Genomic DNA, 20,782 nt, shown 5'->3' with positions numbered 1-20,782 from the left:
GTGGGACTTTAAATGGTTAAGGTGTTAATAAGTAGTCAACGGTTATTAGGTCACTTTTTACCAGCATTAAATATAGGGCTTGCCTTACAAGAGCAAGGATATAATGTTACTCTTTTGGGTCACGAACAAAATGAGAATTATGTAAGAGGAACAGGGATAAAATTTGTGAAAGTCGGTTGGGATAAAATTCCTAATCTATTTTTAGACGAATTTTATAATGAGATATTAGCAAAAATTAATCCGCATTATTATGATTTATTCTTTTGCGATTCCACTCAGCCACCACCAGCATACATTGCTGAAAGGTACAAAATACCATGGATAAGTTTTCAAACTACCGTTCCTTTTCCGTTTGATTTGATTCCAGGTAATCCTATAGTGAATAAACGATTTCAAGTTAACTACGAAAAAAATTTAAATCATCTGCGTTCAATTATTCATCTTCCGAATCTGTCAAAAGGGTCTGTTCGTTCAAGAGGAGATCTAGCAGGGATTTCCCCTTATAAACATCTAGTGTTTGTATACCCAGAACTACTAAATAATAAAATACAGTTACCTAAAAACACGTTACTCGTTGGAAATCTGAACAATCAAGTGGAGCAAAATAATAAAGGTAAGTATCAATTTGGTTTGAGTCCTTCCAAAACTAAAATACTAGTTTGTACATCTTCGATCCCAAGAATTGAATATCGAGAAGTAATGAACCGTTATATAGAATTAGTTATTGATGCATATGGAAATGACAATTCATATGAGGTTATCATTTCCGACCAAAGAAGTTGGTGGGGGAAAGAACTACCTTCAAACATTTATTGGATAAAAGATGTACCAATACATGATTACTTGTTGCCACAAGTTAATTATGTTGTAACCCATGGTGGATGTGGTACGCTGCAAAATGTAATCAAATACGGGAAACCTATGATTATTATACCACTAGGTGATGATCATGAAATTTGGGCAGATTTATGTAATCAACTTGGAATATCGGAAACGATCTTACCAAGTCAACTAAATAAAAAAAATTTGCTCAATAAAATGTATTGTATAGCTAAATCTATGAACACATCTAGAAATCTACAAAAAACAGTACTTTCTTACAATCCTACAAAGCATACCGTAGAAATCATTCGAAATTTTTTAGGAGGAGACACATGAATAAAGAGGAATTTATAGAAGTTGCGAAAGAAATAGTAGAAAGTGATAAGTTAGAACTTGAAAGCTCGTTTAAAGAACTTGGAATGGATTCAACGCATGTAATTGAGCTTCTGATTGAATATGAAGTAGAGTACAACATCGATATACTTGATGATAATTTAAATCTGGACGATATAAAAACGCTTGGTGATGCTTATGATTATATTTCAAAATTAGTATCAACCAAATAAGGAGGGAGTCCCTTGGTTGCATTCTTATCAAAAGAAGATTTGGATTTTTTTAAAAACGAAGGTTACTTCATTATTAGAAATGTATATAAATCTGAAGAAATGACCAAAATCAAACAGGTATTTAAGAAATTATGGTTAGAAAAATTTTTAAATGATGAAATCATAGTTGATGCAAAGCTGCCAATGGAGAGTTTATTTCCAACCATGCATGAAGTGCAGAATCAAAATGACACGATGAAAAAGTTCATGATAGATAATAGAAACTTCGAAATAGCAAAAGAGCTGTTAGGAGAAGAACCCTTAGTTATCGGAACTACATGTTTTTTTAAAGGGCCACAAACCAAGGCATTGCCATTCCATCAAGATAACATAGATAACGGGTGTATACCTTCGAACAATGTGGCTTTATGGATCAGTCTTGAGGAAACAAATAAAGATAACGGTAGTCTATGTTTTATTCCAAAATCGCATAAATTTGGGCTTTTTTCTATTAATCTATCTTCCGCACACCCTTATGGTGTGTTAACAACTGCCATCAATGAGGATAATCCTAATCTACCTGAAGATATGCAAATTGTTCATATAGAAACACAGCCAGGTGATGTGGTCGTATTTGATGGCAATACAATTCATGGTTCTAATGGGAATAATACTTTAAACAAATTTCGAAGGTCATTTGCTATTCATTTTACAACAAGTGATGTAGAGAAAGTATTTTCGAACTTTAATAATTTATATGATAGAAAGGGAAACATCGTTAAGAAAAAAGTTAATAAAGATCACGGACTTATCCGAGATTTACTATTACCCGCTGGTGAAGTCAATAAAGGAGAAAAGATATATTAAATGGGGTCCTTAAATGGAATTTTTTCATGATATTGAACAGCAATTAAACAAATATAGTAAAAATGATATAAAGGGAAAGTTAGATTATTTAATCAATGAAAATTATCATCTATTAACTTTAAAAAATGATCTAACTCCAAAAGATTACTTTTTTTTCATTAGTAAGCTTTCAACTATATGCCATAATACAGCATTGTGCTTTGCAATGCACTTATACACGTTATGGGGTTTAAATTTAATTAAGAATAAATACAAGCTAGCAGTAAAGTATATTAATGCTGTAAAAGAAGAGGGCTACTTATTAGCCTCCTTAAATGAACCAGGGATTTATTTTGTATCACCTTATACCTTTAAGGAGAATGATTTTAATATTATAGCTAAGGCAGTGGATGGAGGATATATCTTAACAGGCGTAAAACCCTTTGTATCGATGGAGCCCTCTGTCAATTATCTGCCTGTTTATTGTAGAATTGAAAAATACAATGGGAAAGACCTTGGGATATTTGTTGCTATTGTGTCCAAAAATGACTTAGGAATCCAAGTTATCAATAATTGGGATTCTATTGCAATGGAGTATACACAAAGCAATAGTATCGTACTTGATAATGTTTTTGTTTCAAACAACGATATAGTTATACTGCCTAAAAATTCGGCTGAGGAAACAGATCTGTTTGGTTATTTATTTCGATTAAGTATTTGCGGAGTGTATTATGGAATGGCTGAGGGGGCTTTAGCGTATGTAAGGGAGCAAGCAACGAACCAAAAAATTCCCCACATGAATAAGCCACTGTCTTTCTTACCTGGAGCGCAATATAGTGTCGCTCAAATGATTATCTTCCTAGAAACTAGCTACTCCCAAATAATTCATTACTGTGATGCCCTTAAGAAATTTTTTGAATCCCCAACTGACTATAATACAAAAAAGGAAATAAAGAAAATCAGTTTAGTCACTAAGGAGTATACGACCAAGTCAGCGAAAGAGATTGTCGACATTGGTTTAAAAGTAGTAGGGATAAAATCTCTTTCAAAGAGCAATTATTTATCCGAACTCTATAAGGATGTTGTGGCTGGACTTTATCATCCTCCACAACACGATGTTCTGTATGAACTTGTTGCAAAAGACTTTTTTGGTATCATAACATTGAAAAACCGTTGGTAGGTGAATTAAGTGAAAATTTTAGGACTAGGAGGTTCAGGGCATAGCTTTTCTGCATGTATCATTGAGAATGGAAAAATTATTTCAGCTATTGAAGAGGAGCGGCTGAATAGAATAAAACACTCATTATTTACACGGGATACATCAAATATTAAACGTGCCAGGAACAAAGCAGCTAACTATTGTCTTCAATCGTCTGGTTATCACATAAATGAGATTGATATTATTACGTCAAACGATATTATAGACCCGCGTTATACTGCAAAATTTCACGACAAAACAATATTCTTCAATCATCATCTAACGCACGCAAGTAGCGCTTATTTTACTTCTCCCTTTAAGGATGCCGCTATACTTGTCGTAGATGGGAATGGAAGTTACTTTGGAGAAAATAATAATAAATATGAAACGATAACATTATACACTGGGAAAGAAAATAAAATTCATAAATTATCTTCAACTTACGGAACAACAGACACCAATGAGAGTTTTGAATTCCATCCTCATAACTCGATAGGTGGTTTTTACCGAGCTGTTACGGAAGGGATTGGTTTTCATTTCCTTCAAGATGGAAAAACAATGGGGCTATCATCCTATGGATGTGAAAAATACGTAAAATTATTTTACAAATTCTATCATCTTGATAAAGGATATTTTTTGCAGTCCAGAAGTGATTTAAATCGATTAAAGAACTTTATTAAAGAGGAATTGGCCACTACTGATCAACCTTTACAGACGAAAGCCGACTTTGCTTTTGCTGTACAGTATCATACAGAAGAAATATTAATTAAGCTAGCTTGTCGGTTATATGAGCAAACTAGATCTCCAAATCTATGCTTTTCAGGCGGTGTAGCATTAAATAGTGTGGCGAACACAAGACTTTTGAATGAAACCCCATTTGAGAATATATATATTTTCCCTGTTTCAAGCGATTCAGGTTGTTCAATTGGCAGTGCACTTTACTTATATTATTCAAAGTTAGGAAATATATGGGAACCTGCTAAAACCCCTTTTTCTCCCTTTCTTGGAAAAGAGTATTCGAAAGATGACATTCAACATGCCATAAAATTATTTCAGGATCAAATCAGTGTTAATTATACGGAAGATATCGATCAAATAACTTCAAGGAAACTATCAGAAGGAAATATCGTAGGCTGGTTTCAAGGGAGATCAGAAATTGGACCACGAGCTCTTGGTAATCGAAGCATTTTGGCCGACCCGAGGCAAATAAAGAATAGATACAAACTTAATCTGCTGATTAAAAAAAGAGAGGTATTTAGACCCTTTGCTCCCGCTGTAATGGCTGAATATCAAGATCAATACTTTGCTAGCAACGTGCATTCTCCTTTTATGTTAAATGTATTTCCAATTAAAAAAGAAAAGGTAAATCAATTACCTGCGGTCTCCCATGTTGATAAGACCGCACGAGTACAAACAGTAACAAAGTCAATACATCCAAAGTTTTACAATCTTTTAAATAGCTTCTACTCCATTACCCAAATACCAGTCTTACTAAATACATCTTTTAACACTAACGGTCAGCCTATTATTGAAACTCCAGCAGAGGCAATTAAAAGTTTTTTAGAGCTAAATTTAGATTACTTAGTAATTGGCAAATTTATTATTAAAAAGAGAGAGAGAAGGGACTGAGCATATGGGATTATTATTTGAAAATAACATATGTTGTACATTTATACATTTCGATAATCTTGAAAAAGCAAGTAATTGGTACGAAAAAACTTTGGGATTCTCTGTTAGAAAGAAAGATTTACCAAAAGGATTTGTGGAACTCCATATGGAGGGTGTAAACCTTACACTCTTAACTTGGAGATCAACTGAAAAAGTGCGCCCAAAACACCCGGTATTTACCTTTTATAGTTTAGATATTGAAGCGTCTCATCGGAAATTAAAAGATAAGGGAGTAAAGGTATACGATTTTAGCAATGCTGGTTCTGTTTCTGGGTTCTTGTTTGAAGATTTAGAAGGAAATATACTGATGGTTTGTAGCTAAAATGTTTACAGTTGGCAAACTTTAAAATTAAATAGGGGAGCATTTTATTGTGTATAAAATAATAAACCTGCACTATTGGTTTAATAACAAAGGTTTTACAAACGAAGATGATTTAGAGAAAGGAGAGCTTAGTTTAAGCTTTTCATCTTTGCCTCAAAAATTAATTAATTTTAATAAAAATATTATCTATAAAGGTATTCCATTTAAATTCTCGCAGAATAATTCAGGTGACAATGTGGAAATGACTGGACAGAGGATATATTTTGGGGAAACATGGGACATCCAAAAAATCCATGTTTTGGGTACTTCAAACAATGGTTCCTTTTGTGAAGAGGTACATATTTATAACGATTTCAAACCTCTTGCCAGTAAGTCTATTTGTTTCTCTGATTTTATTCAACCATTTCCACAATTTGATGAAGAAATTGTGATTAAGTTTCCTTATACCCATACACAAAATGGAATAAATGATAATTTTTCTCCAATTATTTGGTATACATCTATCGATTTTGATAAGCCAATACAGGCAAATAATTTGTTATTTGAGGATAACCCTTCTATGCATATTTTTTGTATGACAATTGAGGTGAAGATAAATGAGTAGTAGCTTGATAAAAGATCATTCATTGAACTGTTTTCAAACAGTTATAACATCATTAGCAATACAACAAGGAATCCCTAAGGAAGAAATATGGTATCAATGCGGGCTATACTTTGATATTAAGGATGGTATTAATTTTTTGCTGGATCCCAAATATAAAACAATACACTCTCAGTTTAAAAATGATATTAATTTTTATTCCCAAGACTATGCTTTATTAGACAAATGCATAGAAAGCGTAGATAAACTTCTTGTATCGCATGGTCCAGTTGCACTAACAGTAGATGCATTTGAATTAGACTATACTGTTTCCTATAAAAATCTTAACTTAGATCATTTTATAGAAGTGTATGAAAAAGAAGGAGAAGCATATAAGATTTTTGACCATTATTATCATTTTGAAGGGAAGATAACAAGAGAAAACTTAGTTAAAGCGATGGAATCTTATCAAGCTAATTTTAATAATGCCATTCTTCAACTATATTTTATTAAAGCTAAAGCGAATTTTAAAGGGTTGACACAAAAAGAAATTCTTTTAATCGTTGCTGAAAATTATAACGCGATGCTTGGGATTCGGACAATAAAAAATAAAGATTTAAAAGGATACTTTGGAATACAGGGCTTACCGCCGTTAAAAGATAGACTACTATTAACAATTAGAGATGGTGATAATAAAGAGTACGAGCAATTTGAAGATGAAATAGGTCACTGGTTTAACAGTCTTAAAGACTTTTCTAATTCACGTCTAAATTTTTATAGATTACTTGAGAAACACATTCCAAGTCATGACACCTCTTTTTTGATAACTGCCTCTCATAGTTGGTCTTCATTAAGCAATATGTTATTAAAAGGTCTGCACACAAACAAATTAACCCAAATGTATGAAAGAATTGAAAAGAAATTTAATAAAATAATTCAATGTGAACATGATAATCTAGTCAGATTAAGCACCTTAATAGTAGATTTAGAACGGAATTTAAATGAATAATAGGGATTTAAAAGTGCATGAAATGGAAGGTTTTTATACGAACCCCTATTATGTGCAATTTTCCAAGAGTAAATTGGTGAATATCCTTTTATAATGATGACAATCGTAAGGGAGGTGTCATTATGCCAGCAGCTAAAATGAGAGTATAAGCGTTTGATGCATGGAAGCACCCGAGTACCTAATTTAGGTATTTGGTTGCTTCTTTATATCCTGACTTATTCAAGATACGAGAAAATGCAATCATGGACAAAATGTTTTTCTCTTATGATAAAGGAAATAACTTTAGAAGTGTATATGAGATATATTTCTTTTATCTTAACTCATAATTATGAAACGGTAGGTTTATAAATAAATGCTCATTATGAGCAATCTACCACGCGTAAAATGGTGAATATCCTTCTATAATGATGATAATTGTAAGGGAGGTGTCATTATGCCAGCAGCTAAAACGCCTGTTTAAGTGTAACAGAAGCATTGGAATACCTAATTTAGGTATTTCGATGCTTCGCTTCCTATTATCCAGACTTAATAAACTAAGAAATGTCTGCGTGCTTTATATGATGAAGAAAGCAAGTATAGACGAGTATATGAATTCTATTTCTTTTATTATTAATACATAATTATTAGATTATACAAAGCTGTAAAGGACTTTTTCTTGAAATATTAAATTGTGAGAAAAGAGTAATTTCGCTTCATTACAGTTTAGAGAAGAATGTAAAGGAGTTGAATCAAATGAAAGAAATTGATAAGGTTAAGGTTTTTAAAGAGGTAATGAGGAATTATCCAACAGGAGTAACAATTGTTACTGCTTTAGATAAGGATGATCAACCGATCGGTCTCACAGCTAATTCCTTTGCCTCGGTATCATTAGATCCATTGTTGGTATTATGGTCAATTGACCATAAAGTGTCTACTTTTAATGAATTTGCAAAGGCAGATAAGTTTGCAATTCATATACTAACTGGCGAGCAGACGGATTTATGTAAATTATTCTCCAGTAAAAACAAGGATCGATTTGCTAATTGTAATTGGTCTTTATCTGAAAATTCATTGCCAATAATCGCTAATACATGCAGCGTATTACAATGCAGAACGTTTAATAAAATAGAGGCAGGAGATCATCTTATTTTAATTGGAGAAGTATTTGCGGTTGATCATTCAAATCAAGAACCAATGTTGTACATTAAAAGAAATTTCGGACAAATACCAAACGAATTTTATTTATAAAACATTACTTAAAAACCTAATATTCATTTATCTATTGATAACGAGGTGGGGAATTTATGAAGGAACTGTTTAAATATTTAGCCTGGACCTGTTATATTAACAATTTAAAGTTTGAATATACTCCCTCATCAGGTGGACTTGAAATTTACTCCACCGATAGAACGTATGAATTGATTACTATTGGATACCTTAAAAATTGGCATAAAGATCCGTATGATGTGTTAGTCCAAATGGAGTATGAAGTAGATAACTTTATTAGATTAAATGGTATTGAGGATGAAACGCGTTATGTTAAACGTCAGAGAGGGATTACATGGGAAGAGCAAGCAATGAAGGAAGCTGGACATAAATTAAGTGATTTTGAATAGAAATAATATGACTAAATAAGGCCTTTCTGCAACCACTATGGTTAATGCAGAAAGGCCTTATTTAGTATGCCCTTTGTCTGACTTAAGTTAGATAACGAATTATTAAAAGGTGGTGATAAGACAAATAATTTTCAAAAAAAATTAATTCCTTTGAAAGGTTTCTGAAAGAAATATCGTTATAGTAAGAGAGGGGAATTATTAAAAACTGAAGGAGTGGTTTTGGAATGAACACAATTAATCGTTTAGGAGATGTATTGATTCATGTAAAGGATTTAAATAAGTCTGCGAAATGGTATGCAAAAATCTTAGAACTACCTCTTGCTGAAGAGGATATTCAAGGACCTGTACATTGGTTTAATATAGATGGAGGACGAGGAGTTCTTTTAGATGATAATCGCAATAACTCCTCACATGTCCGTCCTTCTTTCATGCTGCATACCGACGATATCGATAAAGCATATCAATTAGTTGTTAAAAATGGTGGGGAAATTATTCGAGAAATTGAAAGAGATGAGATGGTATCGTTTTTTAACTTTAAAGATATGGATGAAAATATGGTTATGATATGCCAACAGCATTATAAACATGAGTAATATTCACAGGGGGTACTAATTATATGTACTCCCTATAAGTTTACTTTTTAATTTGGCTTTTTTCTATACGGATTTTTTCAACTAATTCTAACGGGGTCTCTTTTGGGTTAATCATTCCAGTAAACTGATCATCGTATGTTAATTGAATTTCTGTATTAATAACCTGTCCTGATCTAACAAATGTAAGAGTGACATTATTACTCTGATTAAAGTAACTCGACAATGTTTTAACAAATGTGTAATAAGTTTCAACAGGTTCATCGTTGATATGTGTGACAATATCTCCCTTAAGTAAACCGGCTTCATCGGCTGGACTATTAGGATATACCTTTAAAAGGTAATTCCCATTAAATTTAGAACATGATTTTTCTAATTGTTCTTTTGTTGCAGTGTAATTTATTACTCCTATTCTCGGATAATTAAATATATCATTTCGTAGATCTAATCCAAGTTCGATAATGCACTTTAAATTAAATAGAGTTTGTCTCCAACCCATTTCTCCGCATTCTCTAATCCATTGCATGATCTCACTACTATCATAACCATCAACCGTTACGATTATTTTCACTAACCTGTCATTTACTTGGGTTAAGGAGAAGGCAGTGTGGAGTTCATATATTTTTGTTGTTCCATCTGGGAGAAGTCCCTTATATCTATCCCAAAATACTATTTCATCGAGCTCTCTTCGAACAATACATATCGTTTTGTTGCTTAACTCTCCTATAATAAAGTCAAGTTCATCCCCAAGTTCAATAACTGGCTTATTTTCACTGTGTGTTGCAACATCGGTCAAGAAACTATTCCAACCTTCGAGAGTAGAAAAGTACCACCAGATATCCTCTATTTCCCCCTCAATATAAATTGTATTTACTGTGGAAAATTTATCTTTGTCCATGGTAAAACCTCCTTTATCCCATTTAATCGTTTACAAGGATAAAATACTCGGTATTTATTGATTTATTTAGCAAAAAAGTACGAGTCAATTCTCCCGGAAGTTTCTATAATAAGACTATTAGATTCCTTTTAAAACATGATCCAATTTAAAATGGTTTAAGATGAAAATGAGGAGCTGAATATGAAAAATATTGGTGTAGTAATACCTGTCTATAATCAAGCATTACCATTATTGTGTACCTTACACGGCTTTATGAACCAGAATATTTCTTTAGAGCACTTTAAGATAGTTGTGGTCGATGATGGATCAACTGAAGATATAGAGACCATATGCAACTTGTTTCGTACTAAGCTTGATATAACATATATTCGAATTATAAAAAGCGGAAGGTCTATTTCTAGGAATGAAGGGGTAAGAAAACTTAAAGATAGTGACATTATTACATTTTGTGATGCCGATAGGATACCTGTTCCGGGATTTTTACAGAATCACTTATTTTCTCATGAGAAGAGCGAGGAAGATTCCATAGTTATAGGTAATATAAAAGATCTTTATCTTTCTGATCCTTGGAATAATATGACAAAAATTTTTAATAGCTATTTCACATTAAAGGGTTTGCGAACCCCTCAGTATAGCAAACTAGTATATAAGCTATTTGACGAAAAAGGGGAATCTATTTCAAATGTCCCTTGGCTAGCTACGTTTAGTGGAAATATGTCAATTCGATTAGATTTATTTAAAAAATTAAAAGGATTTGACCCGGACTTTCGTCATTGGGGATTTGAACATTTTGAATTAGGTTACCGTGCATATAAACTTAGAACACCTTTTGCTTATAATGCTAAGGCTACTAACATTCATATTTCACATTCTCGATACAGTTATAAGAATGATATGGGTGAAAGCCATAGGATTTTTTATAAAAAACATCCATTCTCTGAAATAAAAAATATAAAAAAGTTTATGAATGGAGAAATGAGTTTAAACGAGTTTAACCAGTTATCTGAAGGTAATGAGAATAAACGAAATTTACCTGACGAGTATGTAAAGATTACTAATTTTTGAGGAGTGTAATAAGTGAGTGAATCGTATAGTGTGCTTCATCCTTTTAGTTTTATGCCAAATCTGAAGCATAAAACGGAAGAAGATATTAGTAAAGAGTTTACCTATATAAAAGAAGGTATGGGAAGTTGGGTTTTTGATAAGGAAGGAAAAAACTATTTCTATGCAACAACTGCTGTACCGTCAGTGGGGCTGGGTAATCCTCGAATTATTAATGCGATGACCAATCAGTTTCATAAATTGAGTTTTAGTTCCACTTGTGGTCAGATGCACGAGTTGCTTCAACCATTGACAAAAAAGTTAATTGAATTAACAGATAATCAATTTTCTCTTGCTTTTTATACGAATGACGGAAGTGGAGCCGTAGAGACTGCCATAAAGCTTACAAGGCAATATTTCAATGAATTGAACCAAAAGGAAAAGAGCTGTTTTATTAGCTTAGATGGAAACTACCATGGAACAACAATTGCATCAGGTTCTGTTACGAACATGGGCATTAAAGAAGCGTTTGGTGTGCAGATTCCAGGTTGTTTTAGTGCACCGTTTCCTAATATGCTTAGACCACCAATTGACGGTACGGAAGATGAAATTGTGGACTTTTGTTTACAGCAATTAATAAATACAATTGAAAAAGTTGGACCGGAAAAGACTGCAGCAATCTTAGTGGAACCTGTTCAAGGTGTGAATGGTATCATTCCAGCAAATAAACGATATTTAAAAGAAGTAGAGAAAATAGCCAAGGCTAATAATATTTTACTTATTGCTGACGAGGTAACAACTGGACTTGGCAGGACCGGATATTGGACAGCTTCACAGTATTATGGTATAGAACCAGATTTACTGACTATATCAAAAGGACTTACTGGTGGTTATTTCCCAATGGGTGTGACATTTATGACAGAGAAGATAGAGAATGTCCTTTTAAAAGAAGGAGGAATATTTCTCCACGGTGCAACTCAATGTGGCCATCCAGTCGGTTGTGCAGCAGCACTTGAGCTAATTTCAATAATTGAGGAAGATAACCTTTTAAAAAATGCAAGAGATATAGGGCAGTATATTAAAACAAGGTTAAAAATAAGTCTGCAGGATATACCTAATGTAGCTGAAATAAGAGGATTAGGGATGATGATTTCTATTGAATTAGCAGATAAACAGACCAGAGAACCTATTAATTTTAAAGATGGTGAAATCTTATCTAAGAAGTTAAAGACTCAAGGTATTTTAGGTAACTATTTTAACAGCATTTTGCTCTTGTATCCACCATTAAACACAAGTTTATTAGATGCTGATTTTGTTATCGATAACGTTACAAAAGCATTTAAAAATGTTTTTAAATAAAGGGAGGATGACAGTGATGAATTTATTAAACCATACAATTATTCATAAAGAAGATATGGTCTGGGAAGAAGGTATGTATGAAAATACTGAGATGGCCTATCTTTGGGAAGATGAAGAAACAGGAAGGTATGCTTTTCTTGTGCGACTTTATCCGGGGGCAAGTATTCCATTTCATGACCATCCAAGAAGAGAAGTAGCATTTCTTGTGGAGGGTGAAGTTCAATTAAATGATGACATTATGAGAAAAGGTGACTTTCTAACTGCTATTGGTGATGAAGCACACGATGTATACAGTGATAAGGGCTGTGTATTCTTTATTTACATTGACTATAACATGAGCAAATTTAAAGTGACCAAAATAGCTGAAAAATAAAAAAGTGGAGTATCTCCAATTAGCTTGTAGAGAATGTACCCTAATTTCTCTACAAGCTTTTTTATATTTTATTGAAAACAGGCTCCTGCATACTTAGTTGATCCTTGCTAAGTGTGTCGCAGTCCTTTTTTATGTTTTGACAGGCGGCTTGACATGAACCGTACTGACTCAAATCTTTTTCGTTTCTTTCACTGCACCAATTTCTTTTATAGGCTTTTTCCACATTTCTCATAATCATCGGCAATAGCTTGATCCAGTTCTTCAATATAATCCCACATTTCTATTTCTACGCTTTCGAGTGAATTTATGCTTACTTGATTCGCTTTTAAATGGGTGGAATCCGTAAAAAGAACCCTGCCGCCAACCATTCGTTGGTTGACAGATGGAAGAACCATTTCATCAAAGATTTCCTGGAATATCTCCGATTCTTAAAACGATTCCACTGGTTCCAGTTGATGGTGGAATGGTGTGGAACAGGATTAGAAATCCTTAATCCACGAAATCAGCGATAAGCCAAGTTTATCTGGATTTCCCGTTCCAGTGCAGTTTGGAACGAATGCCATAGAATTAACCGATGAACATTCAGTTTGAATAAGATGAGGGGATCAAGCCGACCGTTGTTTTATGGTTTAAGCATAAATTCACACAGCTTAAGTGGCTTATCTCCACTTTTTTATTTCTCTATTCTATTCCAAAACACCTCACTTTTATTAATAATCTGTTTAATAGTTTCCTCATTTCGATCTACATAAAAATAGTGAAAGTGAACGCCGCCTACTAATAATCCTACCCACCATCTATTAGCGCCTGTAACCGCCATATAATGCTGGCACCTTAGCTTAAGAGGTTCGAGTAGTTTCTTATTGGATATGAAGTCTTTATTTGAAGTAGCTTTACAAAGTAATCCAGCATCATAATCCACAATTAAACGATCAACATTCGCAATTAGAAAAGGATATTCTTTATGTTGTAGTATGGCATTTTTTCGCCGAACCTCCATGCCAGTTTTTATTTTAAATTCCTCAGCAATAAAGTCTTTTACTCTCATATGAAATCGAAATATTCCATTTGACTTTCTTATCTTTTCCCCACTTTTCTCTTTATGAAGTGTTTGAATACTTTTATCTGTTCCAAAAAGAGCGTTAATGTCTGATCCACCAATACCTTTATTTCTCCATTTAAAAACTTCATCTTCACTTAAATTATGCTTCCAAACTAATATTTTATAGTCCATCTTATCCTCCTTAAACTCTACTATCTTTAAGATAGATAACAATTAGAGTAGGAACTAAGGTTTTATTTCTAGATTTTCAGCTTTTTTCGATTAGACGACATTATTCTGCGTTAATTGTATTTTTATAATACATACTAATAGAAAAAATTATAATTTTGTCAATATAAGCAGAAATGGTAGCAATTAATCAAGAACAAACACACAAACATGTTGATAACATTATATTAAATTAGCCTAGGGGGAAGATTACGTATGAAACCAGCTATCTTGTTTTACTCAGATACCACTCAAAATGCAAAGATTGAATATTTTATTGAGGGACTGTCAAAAGAGGTTACTTTAATTATAGTAAGTAGCTTTAATGAGGTGAAACGATTAATCAGGAAGGAGGATTATTCTGTCTACATACTTCTAACCAACCTTGATTCATTTCCTTCCCATTGGCAGATGTCTGAATTGAAGGCAGAAAGAACAATAATGATACTAAACGGTTTAAGTCAATTAAATACCATGTTACTTAATTCGTTTTTAGAATCTCTTCGAACGTGTGTAAAACGATCGAGTGAAAATCCTCACTTTCTACAATCGTTGCATTACTTAGATGAAAATTACTGTGATAATGAATTGTCCCTTGAAAAAGTGGCATCAAAGGCATATGTGAGTAAATGCTATTATTCCAGAATATTTCAAAAATACGTCGGGAAAGGATTTAAAGAATATGTAATAGACAAAAGAATCCAAAAAGCTAAGTTATTACTTCAAAAAGGAAATAGTGTTACGGACGTTTGTTTTTCTATTGGATATAGCGATTTAACTCATTTTGCACGTATTTTTAAGAGAATAGTTGGAGTAAATCCTTCAATCTATAAATCAGAATATATGAATTCGGAGGCTCGATTACATGGATAAGAAGATTTTGTTTGGTTTTTTATTTTTAGTTTTTTTCATTGCATTTGGAGCTGGAATGAAATTATACGATTTTTATAAGAGTTATGATATTCCGAAGTTAGATCAGAACGTTTCTCTAAATAATCTGAATTTAAATTTTGAAAAAGAAACAGGACTGGTACAGAATTTAACAGAACCTCAACAAATTATATCATTAGAAAATATAAATATAGATAACCTTGAAGAAGCTTATTCGTTATCTCGAAATTTAGCAAAGGAAGGAAATAAACAGGACGCTATTTCATACCTGAAAGAGATTGTGAAGCTTGATCCGACAAATTTAGTTTATATAAATGAATTAAGAATACTCTATCTGGAAATGAAAAAAACTGATTTATTTCTAGAATTCACACAGACTCTTACAGAAACATATGAAGTGAAACTTAATAATGCACTAGCTTATGTGGATTATTTACAATCTCCCGATTTGGGAACAGCCAATCTGGGACAGAAGTCTGTTCAATCAATCACTATATTAGATGAAATGCTAGAGGAAAATCCCTATGATTTACTCGCTAGGTATGCAAGAGGTTTAAATAATTTATATTGGCCGTCTGGATTGCAGAGGACCTCAAAAGCGATAGATGACCTAACTTTTTGTGTGTCCGCAGAGGAGAAATTTGGAGATCAATATTTTGAGTTTTGGCCAGATTGTTTTATTACCTTGGGAGATGCCTATGTAAAAGATGGGGATATTGAAAAAGGAAAACAAGTTTGGGAAAAAGGAGAACACAAGTATCCTAATAATGAAGGATTAAAAGATCGGTCAAATCTATCAGATAAGGAAGCTGTTAAATTGGTTACAGAGGTAAGAGGTATTGATATATTCCAAAGACCTGATGCCTCCATTACAAATTTAAATGTAATTTGGGAATAGAAAGGAGGGGGCATTATGAGTCCTATTGTAGTATCCGGTATAGCTGTAATGACATCCATAGGGGCAAATATTAATGATACCTGGGATGGATTATTAAATCAAAAAAATGGTGCGAAGCCGGTGTCTAGTTTTCCAATAAATGAGCATAAGAATCGAAATGCATGTGAAGTAACGGATATATCACTATTTTGTGATAGAAATGTTGTAAAGCTAGGAAGGGCCTCAAGTATGTTAATTACAACTATTGACGATGCCTTATCTGATGCAAAGGTCGAAATCAATCAAATAGAAAAATGCGGAGTATGTATCGGTACGACAATGGGAGAATTAAGTGGCATAACTAATAATAGTGGCGCAATAAATAAATATGGACCGCATATTTTATCCGAAAATATAAAAAAGCATTATAACATATCAGGTCCCTCGTGGACATTGACGAATGCATGTGCAGCGGGAAATTTTTCTATAGCAAGAGCTGTAGATGAGCTTGAGAAAGGTAATGCAGATGTAATGATTGCTGCTGGCGTAGATGCAATGTCGTGGGTAGCCTTTACGGGATTTAGTAGTTTAAGAGCAATGTCACCTGATATTTGTAGACCATTTGATAAAAATAGAAAAGGTCTAATCCTGGGAGAGGGGGCCGGTGTGCTTATACTAGAGACACTTGAGCATCTATTGAAAAGGAAAGGTTCGGCAAAAGGAACAATCCTAGGATATGGATTTAACTGTGATGCGCACCATATAACTCAACCGGACCCAAATGCGATAGGAGCAGTATTAGCAATGGAAAGTGCTTTAAAAAATGCAAATCTAACTATATCTGACATAGGATATGTAAATGCACACGGTACAGGTACACCTGCTAACGACTTAATGGAAGGAAAAGCACTATATGATTTCTTTGGTGAGTATATTAAGACAAGTTCAATTAAAGGGAACATTGGGCATACGCTTGGAGCGGCAAGTGTCATAGAAGCTGCTATCTGTATTAGAGTGTTGGAGGAGAAGCTAGTACCTCCAACAGCTAACATCGAAAACCTTGATCCCAATATTAAAGTTGAGGTAATAAAGGACATTCCCCAACACTTCGATTATAAGTTTATTATGTCCAATGCATATGCATTTGGCGGCATAAATTCATCTATTATTATTGGAAGACTCAATTAAGGAGGAAATTATGTTTAATTTAAATGACCATAAATTTAAAGTGATAACCGGATGGCAGGACTATAAAGTAGATCCCCGTTATTTTGTATTACTTTTTTTAGCTTCTTTTGTAATGGCAGGGCAATTTTATTTAGGCTTTTATCAAAAATGGGATGCAGTATTTGTTTCATTATTAACTGCTATAACTACGGAAGTACTTTTAACCAGACTGTTATATAAAAAGTGGAAATTCTCTATTAGTCCAATCATCACAGGCATGGGTGTATCGTTATTGGTTAGCTCTTACCTTCTGTGGGTTTATGTTTTGACATCTTTTCTATCAATATTGCTAAAGTTTATAGTTAAATTTGAAAAAGGACATATTTTCAATCCAAACAATATCGCCGTAGTTCTAGTATTATTTTTTCTGTATGAATATGCTGTAAGTACACCAAAACAATGGTCAAATGGCTATCTAGTTATGGCCATAATAATATTATTAGGTTTCTTTGCAACGTACATGGCAAATAGACTTGACGTAGTTTTAGCCTTTTTAGGTGGTTTTACTGTTTTTGCTTTTGTCCGACATTATCTATTTGGTGCACCTCTTTATGCAGCACTAGGTCCACTTCTAGGTGCAGGTCTACAACTTTTTGCTTTCTTTATGATAACTGATCCGAAGTCAACTCCAACTACAAGGAAGTCTAGAATTTACTTTGCATTGATCGTAGCCTTAATAGATGCGATTTTACGTATCAGTCGTATTCCTCACGCCCAATTCTATGCCTTATTTATTACAAGCCTTTTATTCACTGTTCCGTATCGTATATGGGCAAAACGTAAAATTAGCTCAGTAGTTTTCAAGGAAAAAAATAAAGTGGAGGGATAGAGTTTGATCCAAATAAAAGGTATCTCATCGATTACCCCACTGGGATTAGGGGTTGAAGAACTAAGTGCAAGATCTCTATTAAATGATAAGGCTAATCTATTAGCACCACCAGAGTTCTACAATTACAAGTATTTATCAGGATTAAATCTACTACCTAAGATAAGTCAATATGGTTGTATTTCTGTATATGAAGCTATTAGATTTGCGGGATATGCTGTAAATAGTGAAAAAGATAGTAAAACAGCGGTTATCGTCTCAAATAATTATGGGAGTATCCATGCAATAAAGGATATGTTTATTGATGCAGATAAGTATGGTCCCAAAGGGGTTAATCCACGCTTTTTTCCAGGTACAGTTTTGAATGTTGTAGCGGGTCATATATCAATCAAATTTAGATTTAGTGGGCCGAATATAACCGTTTCAGAGGGTGTTGAATCAGGTTGTAAAAGTTTACTGTATGCGTATGAACTATTAAACAGGGAAGATTTAAAAAGAGTTTTAGTATGTGATTTGAATATTTTCCCGCCAACTGGATATAAAAAACCAGTAGAAAATTATCTAACAGAGTTTGAACATGTGAGCACGATTTTAATGGAGAAAGTAGATGAAGGTGTAGATAGAAAAGAAGGTGTTTCAATTGCTATTAATAATATATCTGAATCAAAGAATGAGTATTTCAACAATAAAATAATGGCATCTGAATTTACTCCAAAATTATTAACTAATGTATATAAAATATTAAAGTATGAGTATAATTCTCAAACTGAAATTCAAGTATCTACTGATGATAGTCTATTTAATATAATACTTAATTAGGAGAGAATCTGATGGAGGATGTTTTTATTACTGGAACAAGTATTATATCGAGCTTTGGAAATGAGAAGCAGACATGGGAAGGAATACTCAGTGGTGATAACTACCCGCAACAAAGGGAGTACAATTTGAGCAACCAAGAAAAACTTCAATATCCTGTTTATCAAATAGAAGACGATTTGATAGAAAGAATTAATAAACAATATAGTCATATAACGATTAGGGAAGAATTTCTTAGAGATGATAAAGATTTTAAATTACTATTTTTAGCAACACTGGAAGCTTTAAGAAATGCTAATCTTCATTTGCCTAATGAGAAACGAATTGGTTTAATAATCGGTCATGAGAATTTGGGGGTAAACCCTCTGATTGATAGTCTTTTACAAGAAGACAACAAAATGGATATAAAGAATCCAATTAATTCATTCAATCATTATAAGGATAAATTTTTTAGGTTACAAACATACACATATCTATATTATCTAGCAAAATTAATTAATATTAATGGCCCAACTTATGCTATTAACAATGCTTGTGCATCTGGCCAATATGCACTTGAATTGGCAAATAGCTTATTAAAGATGAATCATGCTGACATAGTCATTGTTGTAGCTGGTGACTATGCTCACTTCACAGAACATTTATGGCTAAGTGAAAAAGGCTTTAGCTCTAATAACGGTAAATTAGCACCGTTTACTGACACCTCTTCTGGTTCTGTTTTGGGTGATGGTGTAGGAGCTATCATACTTGAATCCGAAACAAATATAAGTAGAAGGAATGCAATATCCAAGGCAAAATATATCAACTCTTCATTCTCACAGGATACATGGAGAATTAATTTACCGGATGTAACAACAAACTCCTACGAGAAAGTGATTAAAACTTCGTTAAGTAAATATAAAGGTAAACCTGAATTAGTAATACCTCATGGAACAGGTATTCCTCTTTGGGATAAATACGAGTCAAATGGAATAAAGAAAGCCTTTGAATCTTTCCGGTACTCGGTTCCAGATGTAACAGCATTTAAGGGTTATATTGGACATACGCTGGGAGCGAATAGCTTAATAGAATTAATATTAGGAATCAATATTTTTAAAAATAGTGTTATTCCTCCAATTACTCATCGTACAATTAATAATTCAAGTGAATATGACTTACCGTTAGTAAACACAATTATAGAAAAAGAAGTTAAGAGTTTTATAAAGACTGTAGCGGCCTATGGAGGATTTAATGCGGCTACAATAATAGAAAAAATCTAAAAAAAGGAGAACATAAGTGAAAGTAAATACAGATGAATATCAGAAAAAAACTGCACTCGTAACTGGAGGATCCAAAGGTATCGGTAGGGAAGTAGTAAAGCTATTAGCAAAGAATAATATAAATGTGATTTTTACTTATAACAAAAATTATAAAGCTGCCTATGCATTAATGGAGGAGCTAAAGGATTGCAATGTATTTATAACGGGTATCCCTTGTGATTTAAATAATCAATCTGAAATTGATCATCTCGTGACAACGATCTTATACACTTACCCCAACTTACACTTTTTAGTAAATAATGCTGGCACAAATATAGACAAACCCTTTTCACAAATAAAAGATGATGATTGGCATAATGTCATTCAAGTAAATTTAAATGCCACTGCATACTTAACACAAAAATTATTAAGAAGAATATTGATTCAACAAGGTAGTGTGGTTAATGTTACTTCTATTTCTGGAATAACAGGAGCTATTGGCCAAACTAACTATTCTGCAGCCAAAGCTGGAATTATTGGTTTTACTAGATCTTTGGCAAAGGAAGTAGGAACGTTTAATGTAAGGGTAAACTGTGTCGCTCCAGGTTATATCGAGACAGAGATGTTAGATAGTGTTCCATCTACAAATATAAAAAGAATAAAGAAGCAAACTGCACTTAAAAGACTAGGAAATAAGAAGGAAATAGCTGAAACAATATTATTTCTACTTTCAGATAAAGCATCTTATATTACAGGTCAAACGCTTATCGTAGATGGTGGATTAATTTAGA

24 protein-coding genes are annotated in these 20,782 nt (G+C 33.1%); 21 read left to right on the top strand and 3 right to left on the bottom strand.

Annotated elements, in window-relative coordinates; translation table 11 throughout:
• The first annotated feature begins 12 nt into the window (after positions 1-12).
• The 11 genes from D1B32_RS09470 (at position 13) to D1B32_RS09420 (ending at position 9,178) form a co-directional block, all read left to right on the top strand.
• Positions 13-1,158 (top strand): glycosyltransferase, encoded by a 1,146-nt coding sequence (locus D1B32_RS09470; RefSeq protein ID WP_118889189.1) that lies wholly within the window; start codon positions 13-15, stop codon positions 1,156-1,158.
• The gene (locus D1B32_RS09465; RefSeq protein ID WP_118889188.1) at positions 1,155-1,388 is read left to right on the top strand and encodes a phosphopantetheine-binding protein; all 234 of its coding nucleotides are present in this window, start codon (positions 1,155-1,157) and stop codon (positions 1,386-1,388) included. The genes D1B32_RS09470 and D1B32_RS09465 overlap by 4 nt, the downstream gene beginning before the upstream one ends.
• A gap of 12 nt (positions 1,389-1,400) precedes the next feature.
• On the top strand, positions 1,401-2,234 hold the full coding sequence (locus D1B32_RS09460; RefSeq protein WP_118889187.1) for a phytanoyl-CoA dioxygenase family protein: 834 nt from the start codon (positions 1,401-1,403) through the stop codon (positions 2,232-2,234).
• A 13-nt stretch (positions 2,235-2,247) separates the two neighbouring features.
• Positions 2,248-3,393 carry an acyl-CoA dehydrogenase family protein gene (locus tag D1B32_RS09455; RefSeq protein WP_118889186.1) on the top strand — a complete coding sequence of 382 codons (1,146 nt, stop codon included), beginning with the start codon at positions 2,248-2,250 and terminating at the stop codon, positions 3,391-3,393.
• Between the two features lie 9 nt (positions 3,394-3,402).
• Positions 3,403-5,040: a carbamoyltransferase family protein gene (locus tag D1B32_RS09450; protein WP_118889185.1), complete on the top strand. Its 1,638-nt coding sequence runs from the start codon at positions 3,403-3,405 to the stop codon at positions 5,038-5,040.
• Between the two features lie 4 nt (positions 5,041-5,044).
• On the top strand, positions 5,045-5,401 hold the full coding sequence (locus D1B32_RS09445; protein ID WP_095312293.1) for a VOC family protein: 357 nt from the start codon (positions 5,045-5,047) through the stop codon (positions 5,399-5,401).
• 49 nt (positions 5,402-5,450) lie between these two features.
• On the top strand, positions 5,451-6,005 hold the full coding sequence (locus D1B32_RS09440; RefSeq protein ID WP_118889184.1) for a beta-sandwich domain-containing protein: 555 nt from the start codon (positions 5,451-5,453) through the stop codon (positions 6,003-6,005).
• Positions 5,998-6,990 (top strand): hypothetical protein, encoded by a 993-nt coding sequence (locus D1B32_RS09435; protein WP_118889183.1) that lies wholly within the window; start codon positions 5,998-6,000, stop codon positions 6,988-6,990. The genes D1B32_RS09440 and D1B32_RS09435 overlap by 8 nt, the downstream gene beginning before the upstream one ends.
• 732 nt (positions 6,991-7,722) lie before the next feature.
• Positions 7,723-8,217: a flavin reductase family protein gene (locus D1B32_RS09430; RefSeq protein WP_095312301.1), complete on the top strand. Its 495-nt coding sequence runs from the start codon at positions 7,723-7,725 to the stop codon at positions 8,215-8,217.
• 56 nt (positions 8,218-8,273) lie between these two features.
• Positions 8,274-8,585: a hypothetical protein gene (locus D1B32_RS09425; protein WP_095312304.1), complete on the top strand. Its 312-nt coding sequence runs from the start codon at positions 8,274-8,276 to the stop codon at positions 8,583-8,585.
• A gap of 224 nt (positions 8,586-8,809) precedes the next feature.
• On the top strand, positions 8,810-9,178 hold the full coding sequence (locus tag D1B32_RS09420; protein WP_118889182.1) for a VOC family protein: 369 nt from the start codon (positions 8,810-8,812) through the stop codon (positions 9,176-9,178).
• A gap of 40 nt (positions 9,179-9,218) precedes the next feature.
• Here the strand turns inward: D1B32_RS09420 and D1B32_RS09415 are convergent, their stop codons facing one another.
• A complete protein-coding gene (locus D1B32_RS09415; protein ID WP_118889181.1) occupies positions 9,219-10,073 on the bottom strand; it encodes a PDZ domain-containing protein in 855 nt (284 codons plus the stop codon).
• A gap of 180 nt (positions 10,074-10,253) precedes the next feature.
• Between D1B32_RS09415 and D1B32_RS09410 the strand changes: the two genes are divergently transcribed.
• Genes D1B32_RS09410 through D1B32_RS09400 form a run of 3 tightly spaced genes read left to right on the top strand, consistent with a single transcriptional unit; the run spans position 10,254 to position 12,846 of the window.
• On the top strand, positions 10,254-11,138 hold the full coding sequence (locus tag D1B32_RS09410; RefSeq protein ID WP_095312313.1) for a glycosyltransferase family A protein: 885 nt from the start codon (positions 10,254-10,256) through the stop codon (positions 11,136-11,138).
• A 12-nt stretch (positions 11,139-11,150) separates the two neighbouring features.
• The gene (locus D1B32_RS09405; RefSeq protein WP_095312316.1) at positions 11,151-12,473 is read left to right on the top strand and encodes an aminotransferase family protein; all 1,323 of its coding nucleotides are present in this window, start codon (positions 11,151-11,153) and stop codon (positions 12,471-12,473) included.
• A gap of 16 nt (positions 12,474-12,489) precedes the next feature.
• The gene (locus D1B32_RS09400) at positions 12,490-12,846 is read left to right on the top strand and encodes a cupin domain-containing protein (protein WP_095312319.1); all 357 of its coding nucleotides are present in this window, start codon (positions 12,490-12,492) and stop codon (positions 12,844-12,846) included.
• Between the two features lie 206 nt (positions 12,847-13,052).
• Here the strand turns inward: D1B32_RS09400 and D1B32_RS24590 are convergent, their stop codons facing one another.
• Together D1B32_RS24590 and D1B32_RS09390 are read right to left on the bottom strand one after the other, a co-directional pair.
• A complete protein-coding gene (locus D1B32_RS24590) occupies positions 13,053-13,241 on the bottom strand; it encodes a hypothetical protein (RefSeq protein WP_095312322.1) in 189 nt (62 codons plus the stop codon).
• 278 nt (positions 13,242-13,519) lie between these two features.
• A complete protein-coding gene (locus D1B32_RS09390; protein WP_095312324.1) occupies positions 13,520-14,080 on the bottom strand; it encodes a YqaJ viral recombinase family protein in 561 nt (186 codons plus the stop codon).
• Between the two features lie 252 nt (positions 14,081-14,332).
• Here D1B32_RS09390 and D1B32_RS09385 point away from each other — a divergent pair, with 252 nt between their 5' ends.
• From D1B32_RS09385 to D1B32_RS09355, 7 genes are read left to right on the top strand one after another with little or no spacing between them, the layout of a single operon-like run.
• Positions 14,333-14,989: a helix-turn-helix transcriptional regulator gene (locus tag D1B32_RS09385; protein WP_095312327.1), complete on the top strand. Its 657-nt coding sequence runs from the start codon at positions 14,333-14,335 to the stop codon at positions 14,987-14,989.
• A complete protein-coding gene (locus tag D1B32_RS09380) occupies positions 14,982-15,905 on the top strand; it encodes a tetratricopeptide repeat protein (RefSeq protein WP_095312330.1) in 924 nt (307 codons plus the stop codon). Before D1B32_RS09385 ends, D1B32_RS09380 begins: the two co-directional genes overlap by 8 nt.
• Before the next feature lie 15 nt (positions 15,906-15,920).
• Positions 15,921-17,072 (top strand): beta-ketoacyl-[acyl-carrier-protein] synthase family protein, encoded by a 1,152-nt coding sequence (locus tag D1B32_RS09375; RefSeq protein WP_118889180.1) that lies wholly within the window; start codon positions 15,921-15,923, stop codon positions 17,070-17,072.
• 10 nt (positions 17,073-17,082) lie between these two features.
• Positions 17,083-17,940: an RnfABCDGE type electron transport complex subunit D gene (locus D1B32_RS09370; protein ID WP_118889179.1), complete on the top strand. Its 858-nt coding sequence runs from the start codon at positions 17,083-17,085 to the stop codon at positions 17,938-17,940.
• Between the two features lie 3 nt (positions 17,941-17,943).
• On the top strand, positions 17,944-18,756 hold the full coding sequence (locus tag D1B32_RS09365) for a beta-ketoacyl synthase N-terminal-like domain-containing protein (RefSeq protein WP_118889178.1): 813 nt from the start codon (positions 17,944-17,946) through the stop codon (positions 18,754-18,756).
• A gap of 11 nt (positions 18,757-18,767) precedes the next feature.
• On the top strand, positions 18,768-20,012 hold the full coding sequence (locus D1B32_RS09360; protein WP_118889177.1) for a beta-ketoacyl synthase N-terminal-like domain-containing protein: 1,245 nt from the start codon (positions 18,768-18,770) through the stop codon (positions 20,010-20,012).
• 16 nt (positions 20,013-20,028) lie between these two features.
• Positions 20,029-20,781: an SDR family NAD(P)-dependent oxidoreductase gene (locus D1B32_RS09355; RefSeq protein WP_095312344.1), complete on the top strand. Its 753-nt coding sequence runs from the start codon at positions 20,029-20,031 to the stop codon at positions 20,779-20,781.
• Position 20,782 lies beyond the last annotated feature (1 nt).

This window comes from Oceanobacillus profundus, from assembly GCF_003515705.1.
GTDB classification, from domain to species: Bacteria; Bacillota; Bacilli; order Bacillales; family Amphibacillaceae; genus Oceanobacillus; species Oceanobacillus profundus.
Note: the sequence above shows the minus strand (reverse complement) of the source record. Positions and strands in the feature narration are given on the sequence as shown.